Origin of the sequence: Pseudomonas sp. efr-133-TYG-23, assembly GCF_030209215.1 — a bacterium.
Classification (GTDB): Bacteria; Pseudomonadota; Gammaproteobacteria; order Pseudomonadales; family Pseudomonadaceae; genus Aquipseudomonas; species Aquipseudomonas rhodesiae.
Map to the genome: position 1 here is coordinate 12170 of NZ_JARVSL010000018.1, position 19842 is coordinate 32011.

16 protein-coding genes are annotated in these 19842 nt (G+C 61.4%); 13 read left to right on the forward strand and 3 right to left on the reverse strand.

What is annotated here, in order from left to right; genetic code table 11:
* Positions 1-71: 71 nt before the first annotated feature.
* Both QRN41_RS11700 and QRN41_RS11705 read right to left on the reverse strand, forming a co-directional pair.
* Positions 72-608: an NUDIX hydrolase gene (locus tag QRN41_RS11700; RefSeq protein ID WP_034136711.1), complete on the reverse strand. Its 537-nt coding sequence runs from the start codon at positions 606-608 to the stop codon at positions 72-74.
* A gap of 2 nt (positions 609-610) precedes the next feature.
* Positions 611-1678 carry a DUF2333 family protein gene (locus tag QRN41_RS11705; protein ID WP_034136710.1) on the reverse strand — a complete coding sequence of 356 codons (1068 nt, stop codon included), beginning with the start codon at positions 1676-1678 and terminating at the stop codon, positions 611-613.
* A gap of 302 nt (positions 1679-1980) precedes the next feature.
* On the opposite strand from QRN41_RS11705, the gene QRN41_RS11710 reads away from it, so the two are divergent.
* The 13 genes from QRN41_RS11710 to tspR all read left to right on the forward strand — a co-directional run bounded on the left by QRN41_RS11710 (position 1981) and on the right by tspR (position 18990).
* Entirely contained in the window at positions 1981-3651 is a 1671-nt protein-coding gene (locus QRN41_RS11710) for a response regulator (protein ID WP_034136709.1), read from the forward strand.
* Between the two features lie 53 nt (positions 3652-3704).
* A complete protein-coding gene (locus tag QRN41_RS11715; protein WP_167416827.1) occupies positions 3705-5666 on the forward strand; it encodes a methyl-accepting chemotaxis protein in 1962 nt (653 codons plus the stop codon).
* 296 nt (positions 5667-5962) lie between these two features.
* Entirely contained in the window at positions 5963-6418 is a 456-nt protein-coding gene (gene aroQ / locus QRN41_RS11720) for a type II 3-dehydroquinate dehydratase (protein WP_034095685.1), read from the forward strand.
* A 24-nt stretch (positions 6419-6442) separates the two neighbouring features.
* Complete coding sequence (accB, locus tag QRN41_RS11725; RefSeq protein ID WP_034095684.1) at positions 6443-6907, forward strand: acetyl-CoA carboxylase biotin carboxyl carrier protein; 465 nt, start codon at positions 6443-6445, stop codon at positions 6905-6907.
* Between the two features lie 17 nt (positions 6908-6924).
* Entirely contained in the window at positions 6925-8286 is a 1362-nt protein-coding gene (gene accC / locus QRN41_RS11730) for an acetyl-CoA carboxylase biotin carboxylase subunit (protein ID WP_034095683.1), read from the forward strand.
* 277 nt (positions 8287-8563) lie between these two features.
* Positions 8564-9442: a 50S ribosomal protein L11 methyltransferase gene (gene prmA / locus QRN41_RS11735; RefSeq protein WP_040265994.1), complete on the forward strand. Its 879-nt coding sequence runs from the start codon at positions 8564-8566 to the stop codon at positions 9440-9442.
* A 30-nt stretch (positions 9443-9472) separates the two neighbouring features.
* Positions 9473-10726 (forward strand): DUF3426 domain-containing protein, encoded by a 1254-nt coding sequence (locus QRN41_RS11740; protein WP_167416826.1) that lies wholly within the window; start codon positions 9473-9475, stop codon positions 10724-10726.
* A 185-nt stretch (positions 10727-10911) separates the two neighbouring features.
* Positions 10912-11925, forward strand: coding sequence for a tRNA dihydrouridine synthase DusB (gene dusB, locus QRN41_RS11745; RefSeq protein ID WP_167416825.1), 1014 nt, complete (start codon positions 10912-10914; stop codon positions 11923-11925).
* Positions 11922-12242, forward strand: coding sequence for a DNA-binding transcriptional regulator Fis (fis, locus tag QRN41_RS11750; protein ID WP_003221275.1), 321 nt, complete (start codon positions 11922-11924; stop codon positions 12240-12242). Before dusB ends, fis begins: the two co-directional genes overlap by 4 nt.
* Positions 12243-12323: 81 nt before the next feature.
* Positions 12324-13931, forward strand: coding sequence for a bifunctional phosphoribosylaminoimidazolecarboxamide formyltransferase/IMP cyclohydrolase (purH, locus tag QRN41_RS11755; RefSeq protein ID WP_034095679.1), 1608 nt, complete (start codon positions 12324-12326; stop codon positions 13929-13931).
* A 177-nt stretch (positions 13932-14108) separates the two neighbouring features.
* Positions 14109-15401 carry a phosphoribosylamine--glycine ligase gene (purD, locus tag QRN41_RS11760; RefSeq protein ID WP_167416824.1) on the forward strand — a complete coding sequence of 431 codons (1293 nt, stop codon included), beginning with the start codon at positions 14109-14111 and terminating at the stop codon, positions 15399-15401.
* Positions 15402-15527: 126 nt separating this feature from the next.
* Entirely contained in the window at positions 15528-18299 is a 2772-nt protein-coding gene (locus tag QRN41_RS11765) for a hybrid sensor histidine kinase/response regulator (protein ID WP_285421599.1), read from the forward strand.
* A 94-nt stretch (positions 18300-18393) separates the two neighbouring features.
* Positions 18394-18990 (forward strand): type III secretion system genes modulator TspR, encoded by a 597-nt coding sequence (gene tspR, locus QRN41_RS11770; protein ID WP_034095676.1) that lies wholly within the window; start codon positions 18394-18396, stop codon positions 18988-18990.
* Here the strand turns inward: tspR and QRN41_RS11775 are convergent.
* Complete coding sequence (locus tag QRN41_RS11775; protein WP_285421600.1) at positions 18987-19766, reverse strand: hypothetical protein; 780 nt, start codon at positions 19764-19766, stop codon at positions 18987-18989. The genes tspR and QRN41_RS11775 overlap by 4 nt on opposite strands.
* Positions 19767-19842: the final 76 nt, after the last annotated feature.

Sequence of the window (19842 nt, forward strand, 5' to 3'; positions counted from 1 at the left end):
GTGAAAAGTCGCGCAGTGTAACGGCAAAAAGCACGCTTGCTAAGAGCCAAATGGCGCCATTTCATGCAACTTTAGCGACGCAAGGCCAGATAGCGGCGCAAGCCCTCTTGAGCGTCAGGGCAGTAAGGTTTTTTCTTGGCGTCCCGCAAGACTTTGCTGATGGGTAAAAAGCGCGCCTCCATCACCTCTTCTGGCTGTAACCGCAGAGGGCCATCCCACACGGCTGAATAGGATTTACACCAGAGCCGACTGTCACCATCCTCGAAATAGAAATGGTCATGTTCGACCAGATCCACCCCGCCCACGCCCAACTCTTCTTCCAATTCACGGGCCGCCGACACCGCGTAAGACTCACCCGCCGCGACCATTCCACCCGCCGCCGTGTCCCAAAACCCTGGGTACAGGGCTTTGCTCAGGGTGCGCCGATGCACGCACAGCTGACCCTTGGAGTTGAAGAGGAAGATAAACGTGCAGCGGCCGATCAAGCCACGCGCACGCAGATCGGACCTGACGAGGTGGCCGAGCAGGTTGTCCTGCTCGTCGACCCAACAGATCAGCTCGGCATCGGAGGCCGCGCGATGGGCCTCCTCCCGTTGACTGGCATCCATCATCAACCCTGGTTGAGCAGTTGACGCAGGTCGATCACCGCAGCGTTGGCCCGGGAAATGTAATTGGCCATGACCAGCGAATGGTTGGCCAGCACGCCAAAACCGCTGCCATTGAGGATCATTGGGCTCCACACCGGCTCTTGCGAGGCTTCCAGCTCACGAATGATCTGGCGCACGCTGACGGTGGCGTTCTTCTTGGCCAGCACATCGGCAAAGTCGACTTCGATCGCACGCAGCAGGTGAGACAAGGCCCAGGCCTGACCACGGGCTTCGTAGAACACGTTGTCGATCTGCATCCACGGTGTTTCCACCACTTCTTCGTCAACCTGCGGCACTTCACCCGGCGCGAGCGCCTCGGTTTTCAACGCAGTGTTGAGTTTGACCCGACCGACGCTGGCCGACAGGCGCTGGGACAACGAACCCAGGCGCGTGGCGACATCGCCCAGCCAATTGTTCAGGTTGTCGGCGCGGGCGTAGAACAGCGCGCCTTTCTGGTTGGGATCGGAGAGGCGCGCTTCGTAGCGGCTCAGGGAATTGATGCCTTCCTGGTACTCGGACTCACTGGACGGCAGCACCCAGCTCTTGTTGTCGAAGTTGAAGCGTGGCTCGGCCTTGGCCAAGTCAGCGTCTTCAGCCGATTGGGACTGGGAGCGGGCGAAGTCCTTACGCAGAGCGCGGGTCAGATCGCGCACCTGTACCAGCACGCCGTATTCCCAGCTGGGCATGTTGTCCATCCACAGGCCCGGCGGGAAGCGGTCGTTAGAAATGTAGCCACCGGGTTTGTTCAACAGCGTGCCGACCACAGTCTTGAGGGTTTCAACGGTGGTGAAGCCCACGACCATCTGCTTGCCGTCTTTGTCGGCAGCGATCTGCGCATTTTGCTGGACCGGAAACAACGCCGGCTCTTCGCTCCAATACCAGCCCAGAGCGCCGGTGACCAACAGGTACAGGCCGAGTACGCTGAGTACGGCCCGACTCATCAGCAGCGTACGAAAATAGCCGCGGTTGGTCGATTTGGGTTCAGGCGCGGGGCCGGTGGCACTGCCTGCACGGTTTTTCCAGTCCAGCATGGCGATATCCTTTCAATCACTTGAGTTCATGCACTTGAATTGAGGGCGTGCGTTCAAAACACTCCGACCACAACCCTACCCCATCGTGCCGGTCGGTGTGGGGGTTTTATCCAAACTGGCGTATCGGGCGTGTTCGTCTATATAAGGATGCACGTTTTTTTTCGCAGCGCGACCACCGAGTCAGTAACTGAATAGCGAAGACGCACAGTTAATTGACGTATGACACTCATTCCCATGAAAAGAGGTGCTAGCATAGAGCCATCAGTCAACCTCAGCATGCACCCTCACCTAGTAGTCAGGATATGACCGAGCCAGAAGACCCCAGCCGTGAGCGCCTCAAGCAGCACTTTGCCCAGCGGGTAATTCATCAGGCACGTCAAATTCTTGAGATCTGGCAGCGCCTGCAACGCAGCGAATGGTCGAGCGCCGACCTCTCCGAACTCAGCGAAGCCAATTTACGCCTGCTGCGCTTTGCCGAGCGCTTCGAACAGCCCGAGCACGGTCAACTGGCTCACCATATCGGCGAATCCCTTAAAGCGGTGGACGAAAACCGCGGCCGCCTGAGCAGCCAGTTGATCACTGAACTCAACCGTTTGATGCAGCGTTTGTCCCGCACCGGCCTGCGCCAGGGCGACCAGCTGGAACAAACCTTTCTGCCGCCGATGCGCAAGCCGATCTACGTGATGCTGGCCGATCACGACCGTGCCGAGCGCCTGGCCAAGCAATTGGAATTCTTTGGTATGAGCGCACAGTCCCTGGACAGCGTAGCGGCATTTCGCTCGTCCATGGCCGAGCGCCTGCCATCTGCCATCGTGATGGACGTGGATTTCTGCGGCACCGGGCTGGGCCTCAAGCTCGCTGCCGAAGCCCAAGAAGGCCTGGAGCAAAAACTGCCGCTGCTGTTTTTCAGCCTGCACGAAACCGACACCCCCACGCGCCTGGCCGCCGTTCGCGCCGGGGGCCAGGAATTCCTCACCGGCACGCTGGAAGCCTCCAGCCTGCTGGAAAAGATCGAAGTGCTGACCTGCGTCGCCCAGTACGAACCTTATAAAGTGCTGATCATCGATGACTCGCGGGCCCAGGCCCTGCATACCGAGCGCCTGCTCAACAGCGCCGGCATCGTCACCCGCACCTTGATCGAGCCGATCCAGGCCATGGCCGAACTGGCGGACTTCCAGCCCGACCTGATCATCCTCGACATGTACATGCCCGCCTGCACCGGCACCGAGCTGGCCAAGGTGATCCGCCACAATGACCGTTATGTGAGCGTGCCGATCATCTACCTGTCGGCCGAGGACGATCTGGACAAGCAACTGGATGCCATGAGCGAGGGCGGCGACGACTTCCTCACCAAGCCGATCAAGCCGCGCCACCTGATCACCACCGTGCGCAACCGCGCGGCCCGCGCCCGTAACCTCAAGGCGCGGATGGTGCGCGACAGCCTGACCGGTCTGTACAACCACACCCATATCCTGCAACTGCTCGAAGACTGCAGCTTCCGCGCGCGCCGCGAAAACAAGCCGCTGAGCTTTGCCATGCTCGATATCGACCACTTCAAGCGCGTCAATGACAGCCACGGCCACCCGATGGGCGACCGCGTGATCAAGAGCCTGGCGCTGTTTCTTAAGCAGCGGTTGCGCAAGACCGACTTTATCGGGCGCTACGGCGGTGAGGAGTTCGCCATCGTCATGCCCGACACCGACCTGGAATCGGCCTGCAAGGTGCTGGATGAAATTCGCGAACGCTTTGCCGAAATCCACTACCCCGCCCAGCCCCATGATCTGTGGTGCACCTTCAGCGCCGGCCTGGTGGAGTTGTGCGACGGTTCCGACAGCCTGATGATGGCGGCCCAGGCCGACGAGGCGCTGTACCGCGCCAAAGGTGGAGGACGCAACCGCGTACAGGCGGCGCGCACATCAAAGCAAAGTGCCATCTTTTCATCGGAATCCACTGACTCCGTCATAACGCTGTAATAGAAACGCAATAACTTCAGGCACTTATCTTTTGCTGCCGGCTGAAACCACGCATGCGCCTGAAGCTGCTGACCAATCTCAACACCCTCCTGTTAGTGGCCGTGTGCCTGGCGCTGGGGGCGACCTTATGGTGGTCGCAACGCGCCTTGGAGCGCCCTTATCTGCTGATGGAACGCTACCTGAGCCTGTCGCAGACCTTTCAGAACCAGGCGGCACGCAATATCGAGGACTATCTGGCCAGTGGCGATGCGCTGCGTTTGAGCGGTGCCAGCCAAAGCCTGGAAAGCCTGCAGCAACATCTGGATGAACTGCCCGCCGAGCTGACGCAGAGCCTACGCCCCAGCCTGGTGGAGCTGGACGCCTTCAGCAAGACCGACCTGCTCGCCGCCGGCAAGTTGGCCGGCGACCCGCAAGCCTTGTTGGTGCAGGCCGAGCGTGAGCTGAGTGCGAACCTGGAACAGCTGAGCCAGTACGCCACCGGCGTGAACTCCCCGGAAGCTGCACGCTACCTGCCAGCGCTGCTGGCCGCGTCCCAGCACTTGGGCAAACTCTCACTGGCCCGCGACAAACTGGTCAGCAGCGGGCGCGCCGAGCTGGCCGATGACGTGGAGCGCGAACTCGGCCAGATCCGTGGCCAGGCCGACCTGCTGGAACAGTTGCCATTACTGGGTGTGAAAGCCAGCGCCGAATCCAATACCGATGACTTCTCCGCGTTGATGGGCCTGGAAAACACTGAAAAAGCCGAAGCCCAGGACAGCGGCGTCGACCTCAAGCGCGAACTCAACAGCCTGCTGACCCGTTACCCCGCCGAACTCAAACGCACCCGCGCGCAGATCCAGCAGCGCGCCGACCTGGCCGCCGCCACGCATCTGAAGATCAATGCGGTGCAACAGGCCATCGCCGGGCTGGAACCGGTAGTGCGCGCGCAGCATGGCAAAATCCAGGGCGAAGTGCGCCTGATGCAAGGCGTGATGATTGGCCTGATCCTGCTGATCGCGCTGCTGATCGACACCCTCCAACGCCGCCTGGCCCGAGTGCTGACCAGCCTGGCGCCGGCCTTATCGACCTGGGCAGAGGGCGACTTCAGCCAACCGATTGCCCTGGGCAAGACCAACCGCGAACTGCACGATATCGAAGCCTCCCTGAACCGCTTGCGTGCCTACCTGGTGGACTTGGTAGACACCATTCGTGGCAATGCCGAAGAAGTCGCCGGCAGCAGCCGTGCGCTGGCCAAATTGAGCAGCGGCCTGCACGACGGCGCCGAGCGCCAGGCCGGCGATACCGCGCAGATCCGCGACTCCCTGGGTGAACTGGAAGCGACCATTCAGCAAGTGGCCGGCGACGCCAGCCAGGCCGCCGGCGCCAGCCGCAGCGCAGGCCAGGCGGTGGAACAGGGCCAGCGGGTGATCGGCCTGAGCCTGACCGGCCTGCATGTCCTGGTGGGCGAAGTACAGCAAAACGCGCAGATGATCGAAAAACTCGCCGAAGAATCCGCCACCATCGGCGGTGTGCTGACGGTAATCCGCTCCATCGCCGACCAGACCAACCTGCTCGCACTCAACGCAGCCATCGAAGCCGCCCGCGCCGGGGAGGCCGGCCGCGGTTTTGCGGTGGTCGCCGACGAAGTCCGCTCCCTGGCCCAGCGCACCGCCGGCGCCACCGCCGAAATCCAAGGCTTGATCGCCGGCCTGCAAAGCGCCGCCCGCCAATCGGTGGAAGGCATGCGCGCCCAGGTGGAACACGCCGAAGCCACCGCCCAGCAGGCCCAGGCCGCCGACGGCGCATTGGACGAAATCGTCGGCGCGATCCAGACCATTTCCGACACCGCCGTGCGCATCGCCGATGTCACCGCGCAGCAGAGTGGCGCGGTAAGTGAGATTCGCGATAACAGCGAGCGTATTCATCAACTGGGCGAAGACAATTTGCTGCGTATCGGCCAAGGTCGCAGCCAGGGTGAGCATTTGCTGGTGCTGGGTGGGCAGCTCAATACCGCCGTACAGGCATTCCGCGTCTAACCGGTCCCAGCGTCATATCAAGAACTAATGTGGGAGGGGGCTTGCCCCCGATAGCGGTGGATCAGTTAGAGATACTGAGACTGTCACACTGCAATCGGGGGGCAAGCCCCCTTCCACACTTGATCTCCATAGGGTTCATGACGTGTCGCCTATGACCGGATACTGACCCACAGTCATAAATTTTGCGCAATCCTCGCTAATCGTGCCGCCTACTGCATAGAACTGGACAGTCACAAAGGCTTTGCGGCATAGTCGCCGGGTTCTGACGTACCCACCTCTATAACAAGGAACAGCCGATGGCGACCTTACTGGTTCTTCACGGACCCAACCTGAACCTGCTTGGCACCCGTGAACCGGGCGTCTACGGGGCAGTGACCCTCGATCAGATCAACCTCGATCTGGAACAGAGGGCCCGTGATGCCGGCCACCATCTGCAATACCTGCAAAGCAATGCCGAGTACGAGTTGATTGATCGCATCCATGCCGCGCGCGGCGAAGGTGTGGACTTTATCCTGATCAATCCAGCCGCTTTTACGCATACAAGTGTTGCATTACGTGACGCGCTGCTGGCGGTGAGCATCCCATTCATCGAAGTGCATTTGTCGAACGTGCACAAACGCGAACCTTTCCGCCATCACTCCTACTTCTCCGACGTAGCGGTGGGAGTGATCTGCGGCCTTGGCGCCAGCGGTTACCGACTGGCCCTGGAGGCCGCCCTGGAACAGCTTGAACAACCGGCCAAGCGCCCCTGACCGACCCTTGGGAGTTGATGATTCATGGATATCCGTAAAGTTAAGAAGTTGATCGAACTGCTGGAAGAATCCGGTATCGACGAGCTGGAAATCAAGGAAGGCGAAGAGTCCGTACGGATCAGCCGCCACAGCAAGACCCCAGCTCAACAATTCTATGCCCCGCAGATGCAAGCGCCGGCTCCGGCTGCTGCTGCACCAGCCGCTGCACCGGCTGCCCCGGCTGCTCCTGCCTCACCGGCAGCTCCTGCGCTGAACGGTTTCGTGGTCAAGTCGCCAATGGTCGGTACTTTCTACCGCACCCCGGCACCGACCTCGCCAGCCTTCGTTGAAGTGGGCAAGACCGTGAAAGTGGGCGACACCATTTGCATCGTCGAAGCGATGAAAATGATGAACCACATCACCGCTGAAAAAGCCGGCGTGATCGAGTCCATCCTGGTAGAAAACGGTCAGCCGGTTGAGTACGACCAGCCGCTGTTCACCATCGTTTGAACCGCGGAGCACCTTCGATGTTGAAACCTGCGAAGAAACTGCAAAAAGTCCTGATCGCCAACCGCGGCGAGATCGCGCTGCGTATCCTGCGCGCCTGTAAGGAAGAGGGCATCAAGACCGTCGCTGTTTACTCGACGGCCGACACCGAATTGATGCACGTTAAGCTGGCGGACGAGAGCATCTGCATCGGCCCGCCACTGGCCTCGAACTCCTACCTGAACATCCCGAACATCATCGCCGCGGCAGAAGTGACCGGCGCTGATGGCATCCACCCAGGCTATGGCTTCCTCGCGGAAAACGCCGATTTCGCCGAACAGGTGGAAAAATCCGGGTTCGCCTTCATCGGCCCGAAAGCCGAAACCATTCGCCTGATGGGCGACAAGGTGTCGGCCAAGGACGCCATGATTGCGGCCGGCGTGCCAACCGTTCCGGGTTCCGATGGCCCATTGCCTGAAGACGAGGAAACCGCCCTGCGCATTGGTCGCGAAGTCGGTTACCCGGTGATCATCAAGGCCGCCGGTGGTGGTGGTGGTCGCGGCATGCGCGTGGTGCACAAAGAAGAAGACCTGATCGAAGCGGCCAAGCAGACCCGTGCGGAAGCCGGCGCCTGGTTCGGCAACCCGATGGTCTATCTGGAGAAATACCTGACCAATCCACGTCACGTGGAAGTGCAGGTACTGTCCGACGGCCAGGGCCACGCCATCCACCTGGGCGACCGTGACTGCTCGCTGCAACGCCGTCACCAGAAGGTGTTGGAAGAAGCGCCGGCTCCGGGCCTGGACGAAACCGCTCGCCAGGAAGTTCTGGCGCGCTGCGTCAAGGCGTGCATCGACATCAACTACCGTGGCGCCGGTACCTTCGAGTTCCTCTACGAGAACGGTCGTTTCTACTTCATCGAGATGAACACTCGCGTGCAGGTGGAGCATCCGGTTTCGGAGATGGTCACCGGTATCGACATCGTCAAGGAGATGCTAAGCATCGCCGCCGGCAACGTGCTGTCGTTCACCCAGGCTGACGTGAAGATTCATGGCCACTCCCTGGAGTGCCGGATCAATGCCGAAGACCCGAAAACCTTTATGCCGAGCCCAGGCCTGGTCAAGCACTTCCATGCTCCGGGCGGCAACGGCGTTCGCGTCGATTCGCACCTGTACAGCGGCTACAAGGTTCCGTCCAACTACGACTCGCTGATCGGCAAGCTGATCACCTGGGGCGCCACGCGCGACGAGGCCATGGCCCGTATGCGCAACGCCCTGGACGAAATCGTGGTCGACGGCATCAAGACCAACGTTCCGCTGCACCGGGAATTGGTCCGCGATGAAGGCTTCTGCGAAGGTGGTGTGAACATTCACTACCTGGAACACAAACTGGCCGACCAGTAAGTGCTCCACCCAACAAAACCGCCTTCGGGCGGTTTTGTTGTTTGTGAGCCCTCTATTGTGAAAATGTACACAAGCCAAATGTGGTAGGGGGCTTGCCCCGATTGCAGTGTGTCAGTCTGAGTATCTCTAACTGGTCCAACGCTATCGGGGGCAAGCCCCCTCCCCACATTTGACCGGCGTGCAGTCAGTAGTGTCGTCTTCTGCCCGCCGCTCGCGTAAACTTGCGCGCTTTCGCGACCCCGTCGTCGCACACTCATTATTTTCAAAGGTGCCCGCCATGCCTTGGCTGCAAGTCCGTCTCGCCATCAGCCCAGAACAAGCCGAAACCTACGAAGACGCGTTCCTCGAAGTGGGCGCCGTGTCGGTGACCTTTATGGATGCCGAAGACCAGCCGATCTTCGAACCCGAACTGAACACCACCCCACTGTGGTCCCACACCCACTTGCTGGCCCTGTTCGAGGGCGGCACCGAAGCCGCCAGCGTACTGGCCCATCTGGAACTGCTCACCGGCAGCCCGCTGCCGGAACATCACAGCGAAGTGATCGAAGACCAGGACTGGGAGCGCAGTTGGATGGACAACTTCCAGCCCATGCGTTTTGGCCAGCGCCTGTGGATCGTGCCGAGCTGGCACGCGGCCCCGGAGCCGGACGCGGTGAACCTGCTGCTCGACCCGGGCCTGGCGTTCGGCACCGGCACCCACCCCACCACCGCCCTCTGCCTGGAATGGCTCGACGGTCAGGACCTGCGCGACAGCCACGTACTGGACTTTGGCTGCGGCTCGGGGATTCTGGCAATCGCCGCTCTGCTGCTGGGTGCCAAGGAAGCCGTCGGCACCGATATCGATGTACAGGCCTTGGAAGCGTCGCGCGACAACGCCGGGCGCAACAACATTCCTGAAGGCAAATTCCCGCTTTACCTACCGCAGGATTTGCCCCAGGTGCAGGCCGATGTGCTGGTGGCCAATATCCTCGCCGGGCCGCTGGTGTCCCTGGCGCCGCAGCTATCGAGCCTGGTCAAGCCCGGCGGGCGCCTGGCGCTGTCGGGGATCCTCGCCGAACAGGGCGATGAAGTCGCCGCCGCTTATGCCCAGGACTTCGACCTGGACCCGATCGCTAACCGCGATGGCTGGGTACGCATCAGCGGTCGTCGGCGCTAGAATGAGCGCTTGCCTGAATCGGATGGCCGCATGACCGACAGTTTCGTCACCCAGTGCCCACATTGCCAGACTCGCTTTCGCGTCAACCATGCTCAATTGAGCGTGGCCCGCGGCGTAGTTCGTTGTGGCTCGTGCCTGCAAGTGTTCAACGCGGCTCGTCAGTTACTGGAGCAACGCGCGGCCCATGCGCCTGCGCCTGCGCCTGCGCCGACGACCGAGCCGCCGACAGCCGCCGAGGCCTTGCCCGAGGCGCCGCGCGCGATCAGCCAGAAGCAATGGAGCGCCGAAGAGCTGGATCTGGATCACCTGGACCTGGACGAAGAACTGGCCAAGCTGGAACGCCGCCCCACTCAGCCCGCCGCATCGGTGAGCGCCGACCGTCGCCAACCCGGCGATCGTCGGCAGAAGGAAGAACCCCTCAGCGCCAGCCGCGACACGCTCAAGGCCGAAGAGGAAAAGTGGGCCGCCAGCCTGTTCAGCGAACCCGCTGAAGAACGTGTCCAAGCCGACGAAGACGAACCCGAAGCGACCCCAGGCGCTGCGACACGTCAGCGCACCGAACCGTCGATGTCGTTCCACACCGACGAGATCGAGGATGAGCCGCCGTTGCGGTCGATACGCGACACCGACGCATTCGATCCCCCCGTCACTCCAGTACACGATGAGACCCCCACCCCGGAGCCGGAAGAACACCCTCAGCCGCGCCGCAAGCGTGCGCGCCCTGCGGCCAGCGTCCACGACGACGTGCTTCAGGACCTGGAAGACGACCCGCTGCACCTCTACGCGCAAAAACGCCCTTCAGGGCTGGGCCGCCGCCTGATCTGGCTATTGCTGGTGCTTCTCGCCGCAGCCGGCCTGGCGGGCCAGTACATCGCCTATCAATTCGACGACCTGGCCCGCCAGGACGCCTACCGTCCGTGGTTCCAGCAGTTGTGCCCCACACTGGGCTGCACGGTACCGTCACGGGTCGATATCGCCCATATCAAGAGCAGCAACCTGGTGGTGCGCAGCCACCCTGAGTTCGCCGGGGCGCTGGTGGTGGACGCAATCATCTACAACCGTGCAACTTTCTCCCAGCCCTTCCCACTGCTAGAGCTGCGTTTCGCCGACCTCAACGGCGGCTTGATTGCCAGTCGTCGGTTCAAACCGAGCGAATACCTCAGCGGCGAGCTGGCCGGCGTTAGCGAAATGCCATCGCAGACCCCGATCCATATCTCCCTGGATATCCTCGATCCGGGCAACAAAGCCGTGAATTACAGCCTGAGCTTCCACTCCCCCGAGTGAAACGACTCAACCAGCGAAACCTGACGGTGGAAGATTGACTGCGCGCCGGTCAACCAAACCGACGGCGATAAAGAAATAACTGTTCAGATTTTATCCAATTCAGCCTTTATCCAGTCATCGAGAGCGGGTATCATGCCAACCCTTTTTCGAACTCTAATGATCCGGCCCCACAACAGGGAAGTCCTATGTCGGCGGTACGCATCGGCCCATACACATTGCAGAACGGCTTGATTCTCGCCCCTATGGCGGGCGTCACCGACCAGCCCTTTCGTCAGCTGTGCAAACGATTGGGCGCCGGCCTAGTAGTCTCGGAAATGGTCACCAGCGACATGAGTCTGTGGAACACCCGCAAGTCGCGGATGCGCATGATCCACGAAGGTGATCCCGAGCCCCGCTCGGTGCAGATCGCCGGTGGAGATGCGCAGATGCTGGCGGATGCGGCCCGGGCCAACGTGGAGCTGGGTGCGCAGATTATCGATATCAACATGGGCTGCCCGGCCAAGAAGGTCTGCAACAAGGCCGCCGGTTCAGCGCTGTTGAAAGATGAGCAGTTGGTTGCCGAGATCCTGCAGGCCGTTGTCGCCGCAGTCGATGTGCCGGTAACCCTGAAGATTCGCACCGGCTGGGACCGGGACAACAAGAATGGTCTTACGGTGGCGAAGATCGCCGAACAGGCAGGTATTACAGCGCTGGCGGTGCATGGCCGCACCCGCGCCGACCTTTACACCGGTGAAGCCGAGTACGACACCATCGCCGCGATCAAGCAGGCGGTGTCGATGCCGGTCTTTGCCAATGGCGATATCGACTCCGCCGAGAAAGCCCGGCGCGTACTCCACGCGACCGGTGCCGATGGCCTGTTGATTGGCCGTGCTGCCCAGGGGCGGCCGTGGATTTTTCGTGAGATCGAGCACTTCCTGCGCACCGGCGAAACCTTGCCGGCGCCGGCGCTGATCGAGGTGGAACGTATTCTGCTAGAGCATCTGGCCGCCCTGCACGCCTTCTATGGAGACGTCATGGGAGTACGCATTGCTCGTAAGCATGTGGGCTGGTATCTCGCAACCTTGCCGGGCGCCAAGGAGTTTCGCGCCCACTTCAATCGTTTGGATGATACGGAAGCACAGTGCGCCAACGTTCGTGAGTTCTTCGCCGGACGTTACAAGAGCCTGGTGACAGGGGACGGAGAGGGGGTGGCCGCATGACGATGATGACCGAGACTTTAGTGAGTGGAACAGCACCCGTGAGCGACAACGTCAATTTGAAACAGCACCTCAACACGCCGAGCGAAGAAGGTCAGACCCTTCGCGGGAGTGTCGAGAAGGCGCTGCACAATTATTTCGCCCACCTTGAGGGCGCTTCCGTCACGGACGTGTACAACCTGGTGCTCTCCGAAGTCGAGGCGCCCTTGCTCGAAAGCGTGATGAACTACGTCAAGGGCAACCAGACCAAAGCCAGTGAGCTGCTGGGCCTCAACCGTGGGACCCTGCGCAAGAAGCTCAAGCAGTACGATTTGCTGTAAGCATTCAATCCAACCAGAAAGGCGCCCGCGTAAAACCGGTCGCCTTTTTTGCTGACTCCTTTGCTTTTGATGGAAATTGAAATGACCGACCAGACCACCCGCCTGCCGATCCGCCGCGCCTTGATCAGTGTCTCCGACAAGACCGGGATCCTCGAATTTGCCCGTGAGCTGGAAGCTCTGGGCGTGGAAATCCTCTCCACGGGCGGGACCTTCAAACTGCTGCAGGACAACGGCGTGGCCGCAGTAGAAGTCGCGGACTACACCGGTTTCGCAGAAATGATGGACGGTCGGGTCAAGACCCTGCACCCGAAAATCCACGGCGGCATCCTCGGCCGTCGCGGCACCGACGACGCGATCATGAACGAGCACGGCATCAAGCCGATCGACCTGGTGGCCGTCAACCTCTACCCATTCGAAGCCACCATCAACAAACCCGGCTGTGACCTGCCGACCGCCATCGAAAACATCGACATCGGCGGCCCTACCATGGTCCGCTCGGCGGCCAAGAACCACAAAGACGTGGCCATTGTGGTCAATGCCAGCGACTACGCCAGCGTGCTGGAAAACCTCAAGGCCGGTGGCCTGACCTACGCTCAGCGTTTCGACCTGATGCTCAAGGCGTTCGAACACACCGCCGCCTACGACGGCATGATCGCCAACTACATGGGCACCGTTAATCAAGCCGCCGAAACCCTCAGCACCGAAGGCCGCAGCCAGTTCCCGCGCACCTTCAACAGCCAGTTCATCAAGGCCCAGGAAATGCGCTACGGCGAGAACCCGCACCAGAGCGCGGCGTTCTACGTGGAAGCCAAGCCTGCCGAAGTGGGCATCGCCACCGCGACCCAGTTGCAAGGCAAAGAGCTGTCCTACAACAACGTGGCCGACACCGACGCTGCGCTGGAGTGCGTCAAGAGCTTCGTCAAGCCGGCCTGCGTGATCGTCAAGCACGCCAACCCGTGCGGCGTGGCCGTCAGCCCGGACGCCGAAGGCGGCATTCGCCAGGCCTACGAACTGGCCTACGCCACCGACACCGAGTCGGCGTTCGGCGGCATCATCGCCTTCAACCGCGAACTGGACGCCGAGACCGCCAAAGCCATCGTCGATCGTCAATTCGTTGAAGTGATCATCGCCCCATCCGTGAGCGAAGAAGCCCGCGCCATCGTCGCAGCCAAGGCCAATGTGCGCCTGCTGGCCTGCGGCGAGTGGTCGGCCGACCGCGCCGCGGCATGGGACTACAAGCGCGTCAACGGCGGCCTGCTGGTGCAGAGCCGCGATATCGGCATGATCAGCGCCGACGACCTGAAAGTGGTGACCCAGCGGGCGCCGACCGAGCAGGAAATCCACGACCTGATCTTCGCCTGGAAAGTGGCCAAGTACGTTAAATCCAACGCCATCGTCTACGCCAAGAACCGCCAGACCATCGGGGTCGGCGCCGGCCAGATGAGCCGCGTGAACTCGGCGCGTATCGCCGCGATCAAGGCCGAGCACGCCGGGTTGCAGGTGGCCGGTTCGGTGATGGCGTCCGACGCGTTCTTCCCGTTCCGTGACGGCCTGGACAACGCCGCCAAGGCCGGTGTGACTGCCGTGATCCAGCCAGGCGGCTCGATGCGCGACGCCGAAGTGATTGCCGCGGCCGACGAAGCTGGCATTGCCATGGTCTTCACTGGCATGCGCCACTTCCGCCACTGATCCACTGCGTGAAGTAGCGAGCTTATAGCTGCAAGCGGCAAGTAAGAGTAGACCGGGATCGCTTTTACTTTCGCTTGCAGCCTTATTCATTAGAGGCTGCGCAACGTAGGGAGAGGCAATGCAGATTGCTTTTAACTTGCCGCTTGCAGCTTTTAACTTCCCTCGAAGGAGTCTGACTTGAATGTTTTGATCATCGGCAGCGGCGGCCGTGAACACGCCTTGGCCTGGAAAGTTGCCCAGGACCCTCGCGTCCAGACAGTTTTCGTAGCCCCCGGCAATGCCGGCACCGCCATTGAAGCCAAATGCCAGAACGTTGCCATCGACGTGCTGGCCCTTGAGCAACTGGCCGATTTCGCCGAGAAAAACGTTTCCCTGACCATCGTCGGCCCGGAAGTACCGCTGGTGGCCGGTGTGGTGGACCTGTTCCGCAGCCGTGGCCTGGATTGCTTCGGCCCCACCGCCGGTGCTGCGCAATTGGAAGGCTCGAAAGCCTTTACCAAGGATTTCCTCGCCCGCCACAAGATCCCGACCGCCGATTACCAGAACTTCACCGAGATCGAGCCGGCCCTGGCTTACCTGCGTGAAAAAGGCGCGCCAATCGTGATCAAGGCCGACGGCCTGGCCGCCGGTAAAGGCGTGATCGTAGCGATGACCCTGCAGGAAGCCGAAGACGCCGTACGCGACATGCTCGCCGGCAATGCCTTCGGCGATGCGGGCTCGCGTGTCGTCATCGAAGAATTCCTCGACGGTGAAGAAGCCAGCTTCATCGTGATGGTCGACGGCAAGAACGTGCTGCCAATGGCCACCAGCCAGGACCACAAGCGCGTCGGCGACGGCGACACTGGCCCGAACACCGGTGGCATGGGCGCTTACTCGCCGGCGCCGGTGGTGACCAGTGATGTGCACCAGCGTGTGATGGATCAGGTGATCTGGCCGACCGTGCGCGGCATGGCCGACGAAGGCAACGTGTACACCGGTTTCCTCTACGCCGGTCTGATGATCGACAAAGCCGGCAATCCGAAAGTCATCGAGTTCAACTGCCGCTTCGGCGATCCGGAAACCCAACCGGTGATGCTGCGCCTGCAATCGAGCCTGGTGCTGCTGGTGGAAGCCGCCCTGGCCCAGGCCTTGGACAAGGTTGAAGCACAGTGGGACCCACGTCCGAGCGTCGGCATTGTGCTGGCAGCCGGCGGCTACCCTGCCGACTACGCCAAGGGCGACGTGATTGAAGGCCTGGAAGCGGCGGCTAAGCTGGAAGGCAAGGTGTTCCATGCGGGCACTGCGCTCAAGGACGGCCAGGTCGTCACCGCCGGCGGCCGCGTGCTGTGCGCCACCGCCATGGGCGCCAGTGTCGACGCCGCGCAGCAGCAAGCGTACAAACTGGCCGCGGCAATCGACTGGAAGGGCTGCTTCTACCGCAAGGACATCGGCTATCGCGCCATTGCCCGCGAGCGTGGTGAGAGCCAGTAAATCTCGAACATCGCTAGCATTGTCAGTAGCTATCCGTTCGGTTAGGCAAGGGCTCAAGGCCCTTGCCGTATACCCGCCACCCCGCGCATAGTTAACCCGTGCATCAACCTACGAAGGGATTTCGCCGTGCGCTGGCTCAGGATCGCCATAGGTTTCACTGTCAGTCTGCTGACGCTGCTCTGCTTGCTCCCGGCCCAGGCCGCCGCGCAAGGCAGTGGCTGGGCAGTATTGCTTGATGAACAGGCTGACCTGCAACTGAGCGACATCCGCTCCTCGCGTTACACCAATCAATTCAGCCCCATCGAACTGGACCGTATTACCGCCGCGGAGCCGGACGGTGCGTTGTGGGTACGTTTCAAGTTGCAACCCGGCAAGCACGAGCAAGTGCTGCGCATCTTCGCCCCGGACCTGTCCCACCTGAACCTATACGTGCTCGATGGTGACACCCTGGTAGAGCAACAAAGCACCGGCACCCGCCAGGCCCAGACGGAACGCCCGCTGCCCAGCAGCGACTTCATGCTACCGCTGCCGCAAAGTCAGAACGTCCTTGATGTCTACGTGCGGCTGGTCTCGGAACACGAGCTGCGCCCCTATATCACTCTGGAACCGGCCGTACTTGCCGCCGCCAACCAGACGCAGACGCTGATCTACGGCCTGCTGTTCGGCTGCCTGCTGATGCTGATCCTGCATAACCTCACACGGTTCGCCTACCACCGCTCGCGCAGCAGCCTATGGCTGGCCGCCTGCGAGGCCCTGTTGATGCTCAGCCTGGCGCTGCTGCTTAACCTGGTCGGCCCGTGGCTGCCCAACTGGCACGCAGTGCAGACCCCCGGCGCGTACCTGGCCCTGCTGCTGACCGCACCGTGCGGGCTGATGTTTGCCTATCGCTTCTTTATGCCGCTCGGCCCCCATGTACTGAACAAGCTGCTGATGGCCGACATCCTGCTCATCGTGCTGTGCGGTCTGCTGCTGTTGTTCGTCAACACCCTGCCCCTGAATATCATCACCTACGCGCTGGTGGCGTTGGCGGGGCTGAGCATGTTGTTCGTTTCAGCGTATCACTGGCAGAAAGGCTACCGTCCAGCGCGACTGTTCGTGGCGGGGATGGTGGTCTTCAATATCGGCACTCTGATTATCCTGCCGGCGCTGCTGGGCCTGACGATGGTCTCGCCACAGGGCCTGATCGTGACGCTGCTGGCATTCATTTGCCTGAGTGGCCTGTTGATGAGCCTGGCTCTGGGCGAGCGCCAGCGCGCGATTGTCGAGGCACGCTTCAGCCTCAGCCGCGACCTGGCCGCCAGCAATGCCGAGATCGCCGCCAAGGCCGAGTTCCTGGCAAAAATCAGCCACGAAATCCGCACCCCCATGAACGGCGTGCTGGGCATGACCGAACTGCTGCTGGGCACTCCGCTGTCGGTGAAGCAACGGGACTATGTGCAGACCATCCACAGCGCCGGTAACGAACTGCTCACGCTGATCAACGAGATTCTCGACATCTCCAAACTCGAATCCGGGCAGATCGAATTGGACGATGTGCAGTTCGACCTCAATGCGCTGATCGAGGACTGCCTGAGTATCTTCCGCGCCAAGGCCGAGCAGCAGAATGTCGAACTGATCAGCTTTATCCAGCCCCAGGTGCCGCGCGTTATCAGCGGCGACCCGACACGCCTGCGCCAGGCGCTGTTGAGCCTGTTGGAAAACGCCCTGCAGAAAACCGACGAAGGCGAAGTGCTGATCGTGGTGGCCTTGGACGATCGCAGCACCAAACCGCGCCTGCGCATCGCCGTGCAAGACAGCGGCATTCCAATGGAAGCCGCCGAGCGCGATGCCCTGCTGCATAGCGAACTGCACAGTAAGAATTTCCTGTCGGCCACCCGTTTGAGCGGCCACCTGGGGTTGGTGATCGCGCGCCAGCTGATCCTGTTGATGAACGGCGAATTCGGCATCAAGAGCGGCAGCCATCAGGGCAGCACCCTATGGCTAACCCTGCCGCTGGACCCGGAGCGCCTGGAACACCCGACGTCCGACCTCGACGGCCCGCTCAAAGGCGCCCGCGTGCTGGTGGTGGACGACAACGACACCTGCCGCAAAGTGCTGGTGCAGCAATGCTCGGCCTGGGGCCTGAACGTCAGTGCCGCGCCCTCGGGCAAAGAAGCCCTGGCCCTGCTGCGCACCAAAGCGCACCTGCGCGACTACTTCGACGTGGTGCTGCTGGACCAGAACATGCCAGGCATGACCGGCATGCAACTGGCGGCGAAGATCAAGGAAGACCCTAGCCTGAACCACGACATTCTGTTGATCATGCTCACCGGCATCAGCAACGCGCCGAGCAAGATCATCGCGCGTAACTGCGGGATCAAGCGCATCCTGGCCAAGCCGGTGGCCGGCTATACCCTCAAGACCACCCTGGCCGACGAACTGACCCAACGCAGCAAAGGCAGCGCCACGCCGCGCCCGGTCCCCACTACGCCGGAAGCGGTCACCGTGCCTAGCGATTTCCGCATCCTGGTGGCCGAAGACAACAGCATTTCCACCAAGGTTATCCGCGGCATGCTCGGCAAGCTCAACCTCAACCCGGACACTGCCAGCAACGGCGAAGAAGCGCTGGAGGCCATGAAAGCCCAGCGTTATGACCTGGTGTTGATGGACTGCGAGATGCCGATCCTCGACGGCTTTTCGGCCACCCAACAACTGCGCGCCTGGGAAGTCAGCCACCAACGCATCCGCACGCCGGTGGTCGCGCTCACCGCGCACATTCTCTCGGAACACAAAGAGCGCGCACGCCAAGCCGGCATGGACGGGCATATGGCCAAGCCAGTGGAACTGTCGCAACTGCGTGAACTGGTGGAGTTCTGGGTGGCACAGCGTCAACAGCGCCCCGAACACGCCCCCTCGTGACCTGAAATCCCATGTGGGATAGGGCTTGCCCTCCCACATTTGCCCCCTGGCGCCTGTTAGACTCTCCCCACTTCTCCTGCCGCGAGCCTCCTCCATGCTCCACGTGTTATTCAGCGTTTACCTGAAGATGCTGGTGCTCTACAGCCCGTTCTTCGTGCTGTCCTGCTTTATCAGCCTGACTCGCGGCTATTCCAGCAAAGAACGACGCCGCCTGGCCTGGAAAGTGGCCTTGGCAACACTGGTGTCCAGTGTGTTGCTCTACCTGTTCGGCCGGTTGATTTTCAGTGTGTTCGGCATCACCGTGGACGCATTCCGCATCGGCGCCGGCAGTGTGCTGTTCATCTCTGCCCTGGGCATGGCTCAGGGTAAGTCGGCCGTGCAGACCGATAACGTGCAGCAGGACGTAACCATCGTGCCGCTGACCATCCCCCTCACCGTCGGCCCCGGCACCATCGGTGCGTTGCTAGTAATGGGGGTCAGCCAGCCGCACTGGGATGACAAAATCATGGCCATCCTCAGCATCGCCCTGGCCAGCTTCACGGTGGGTGTGGTGCTGTACTTGTCCAACCGCATCGAACGCATTTTGGGTGACCAGGGCTTGCAGATTGTCAGTCGGTTGATGGGCTTGTTTGTTTGCGCCCTTGCCGCGCAGATTATTTTTACGGGCGTGCGCGGCTATCTGGTGCCCTAAATCCGGTATTTCGCGATTGCCAGCTGTACTTTGTCTCCCGCGCTCTCGCGCATCAGCTGGATGGTTTTTTCGTTGACCACCGAGGTATTGAGCACCAGGCAGGTTTGCCCGCTGAAGGCCTCGAACGAGGAGCTATCCCATTCCAGGAATGGCAACCCCACCTGTTTACTCACGCCCTGGGTGCTGTAGGTCACCAGAACCATCGTCAATTCACCGTCGGATTCGGCGCAGGACGCCAGGCCGAAATCACCGCCCTGGTGCACGGCGCTGTTGCGTTTGAACAGTTCGAAAGACGTCGGCTGCTGCTTCAGCGCCTCCAGCGCATCCGCCGCGAGCTTGGGCAGCGTAGCCAGCAACGGCCCGCTCAATGACGTCGAGGCCAGCAACGTCGCAATCATATTCAACGCCGCCAGTTGCACCGTCAGGCCCTTGCCGACGCTGGAGACGCGCTCGAACCGACTGCGTACCGGTAGCCAGCCCAGACTGATCATCACCTTGATAAATTCGTCGTACCACGCCTCGCTGCCGCGTTGGATTTTCAACACATCGCTCACGTAACTGCTGGCCAGCAGATAGCTTTTACGGATGTATTCGCGGTTCAGCCCCGACAGGCCCTCGGCAAACGACATGACACTGTTGTTGACCACCGCGGCGTTGCTGTCTTCATCGGTGTCCAGCGGTAACGTGGCGTGCGCCCCGGGCGCCCCCGGCAATTTGTAGGCGGCGATCAATTTGCGCCGTTTTACGTTGTTGATCCGTTTGTGATGTCGCTCCATTTTCCAGTTCTCCACAAGCACCCCAACATGGGGCTGCCTTCACCCTAGTCCAGCGCCCGGCGGGGTTTCCACACGA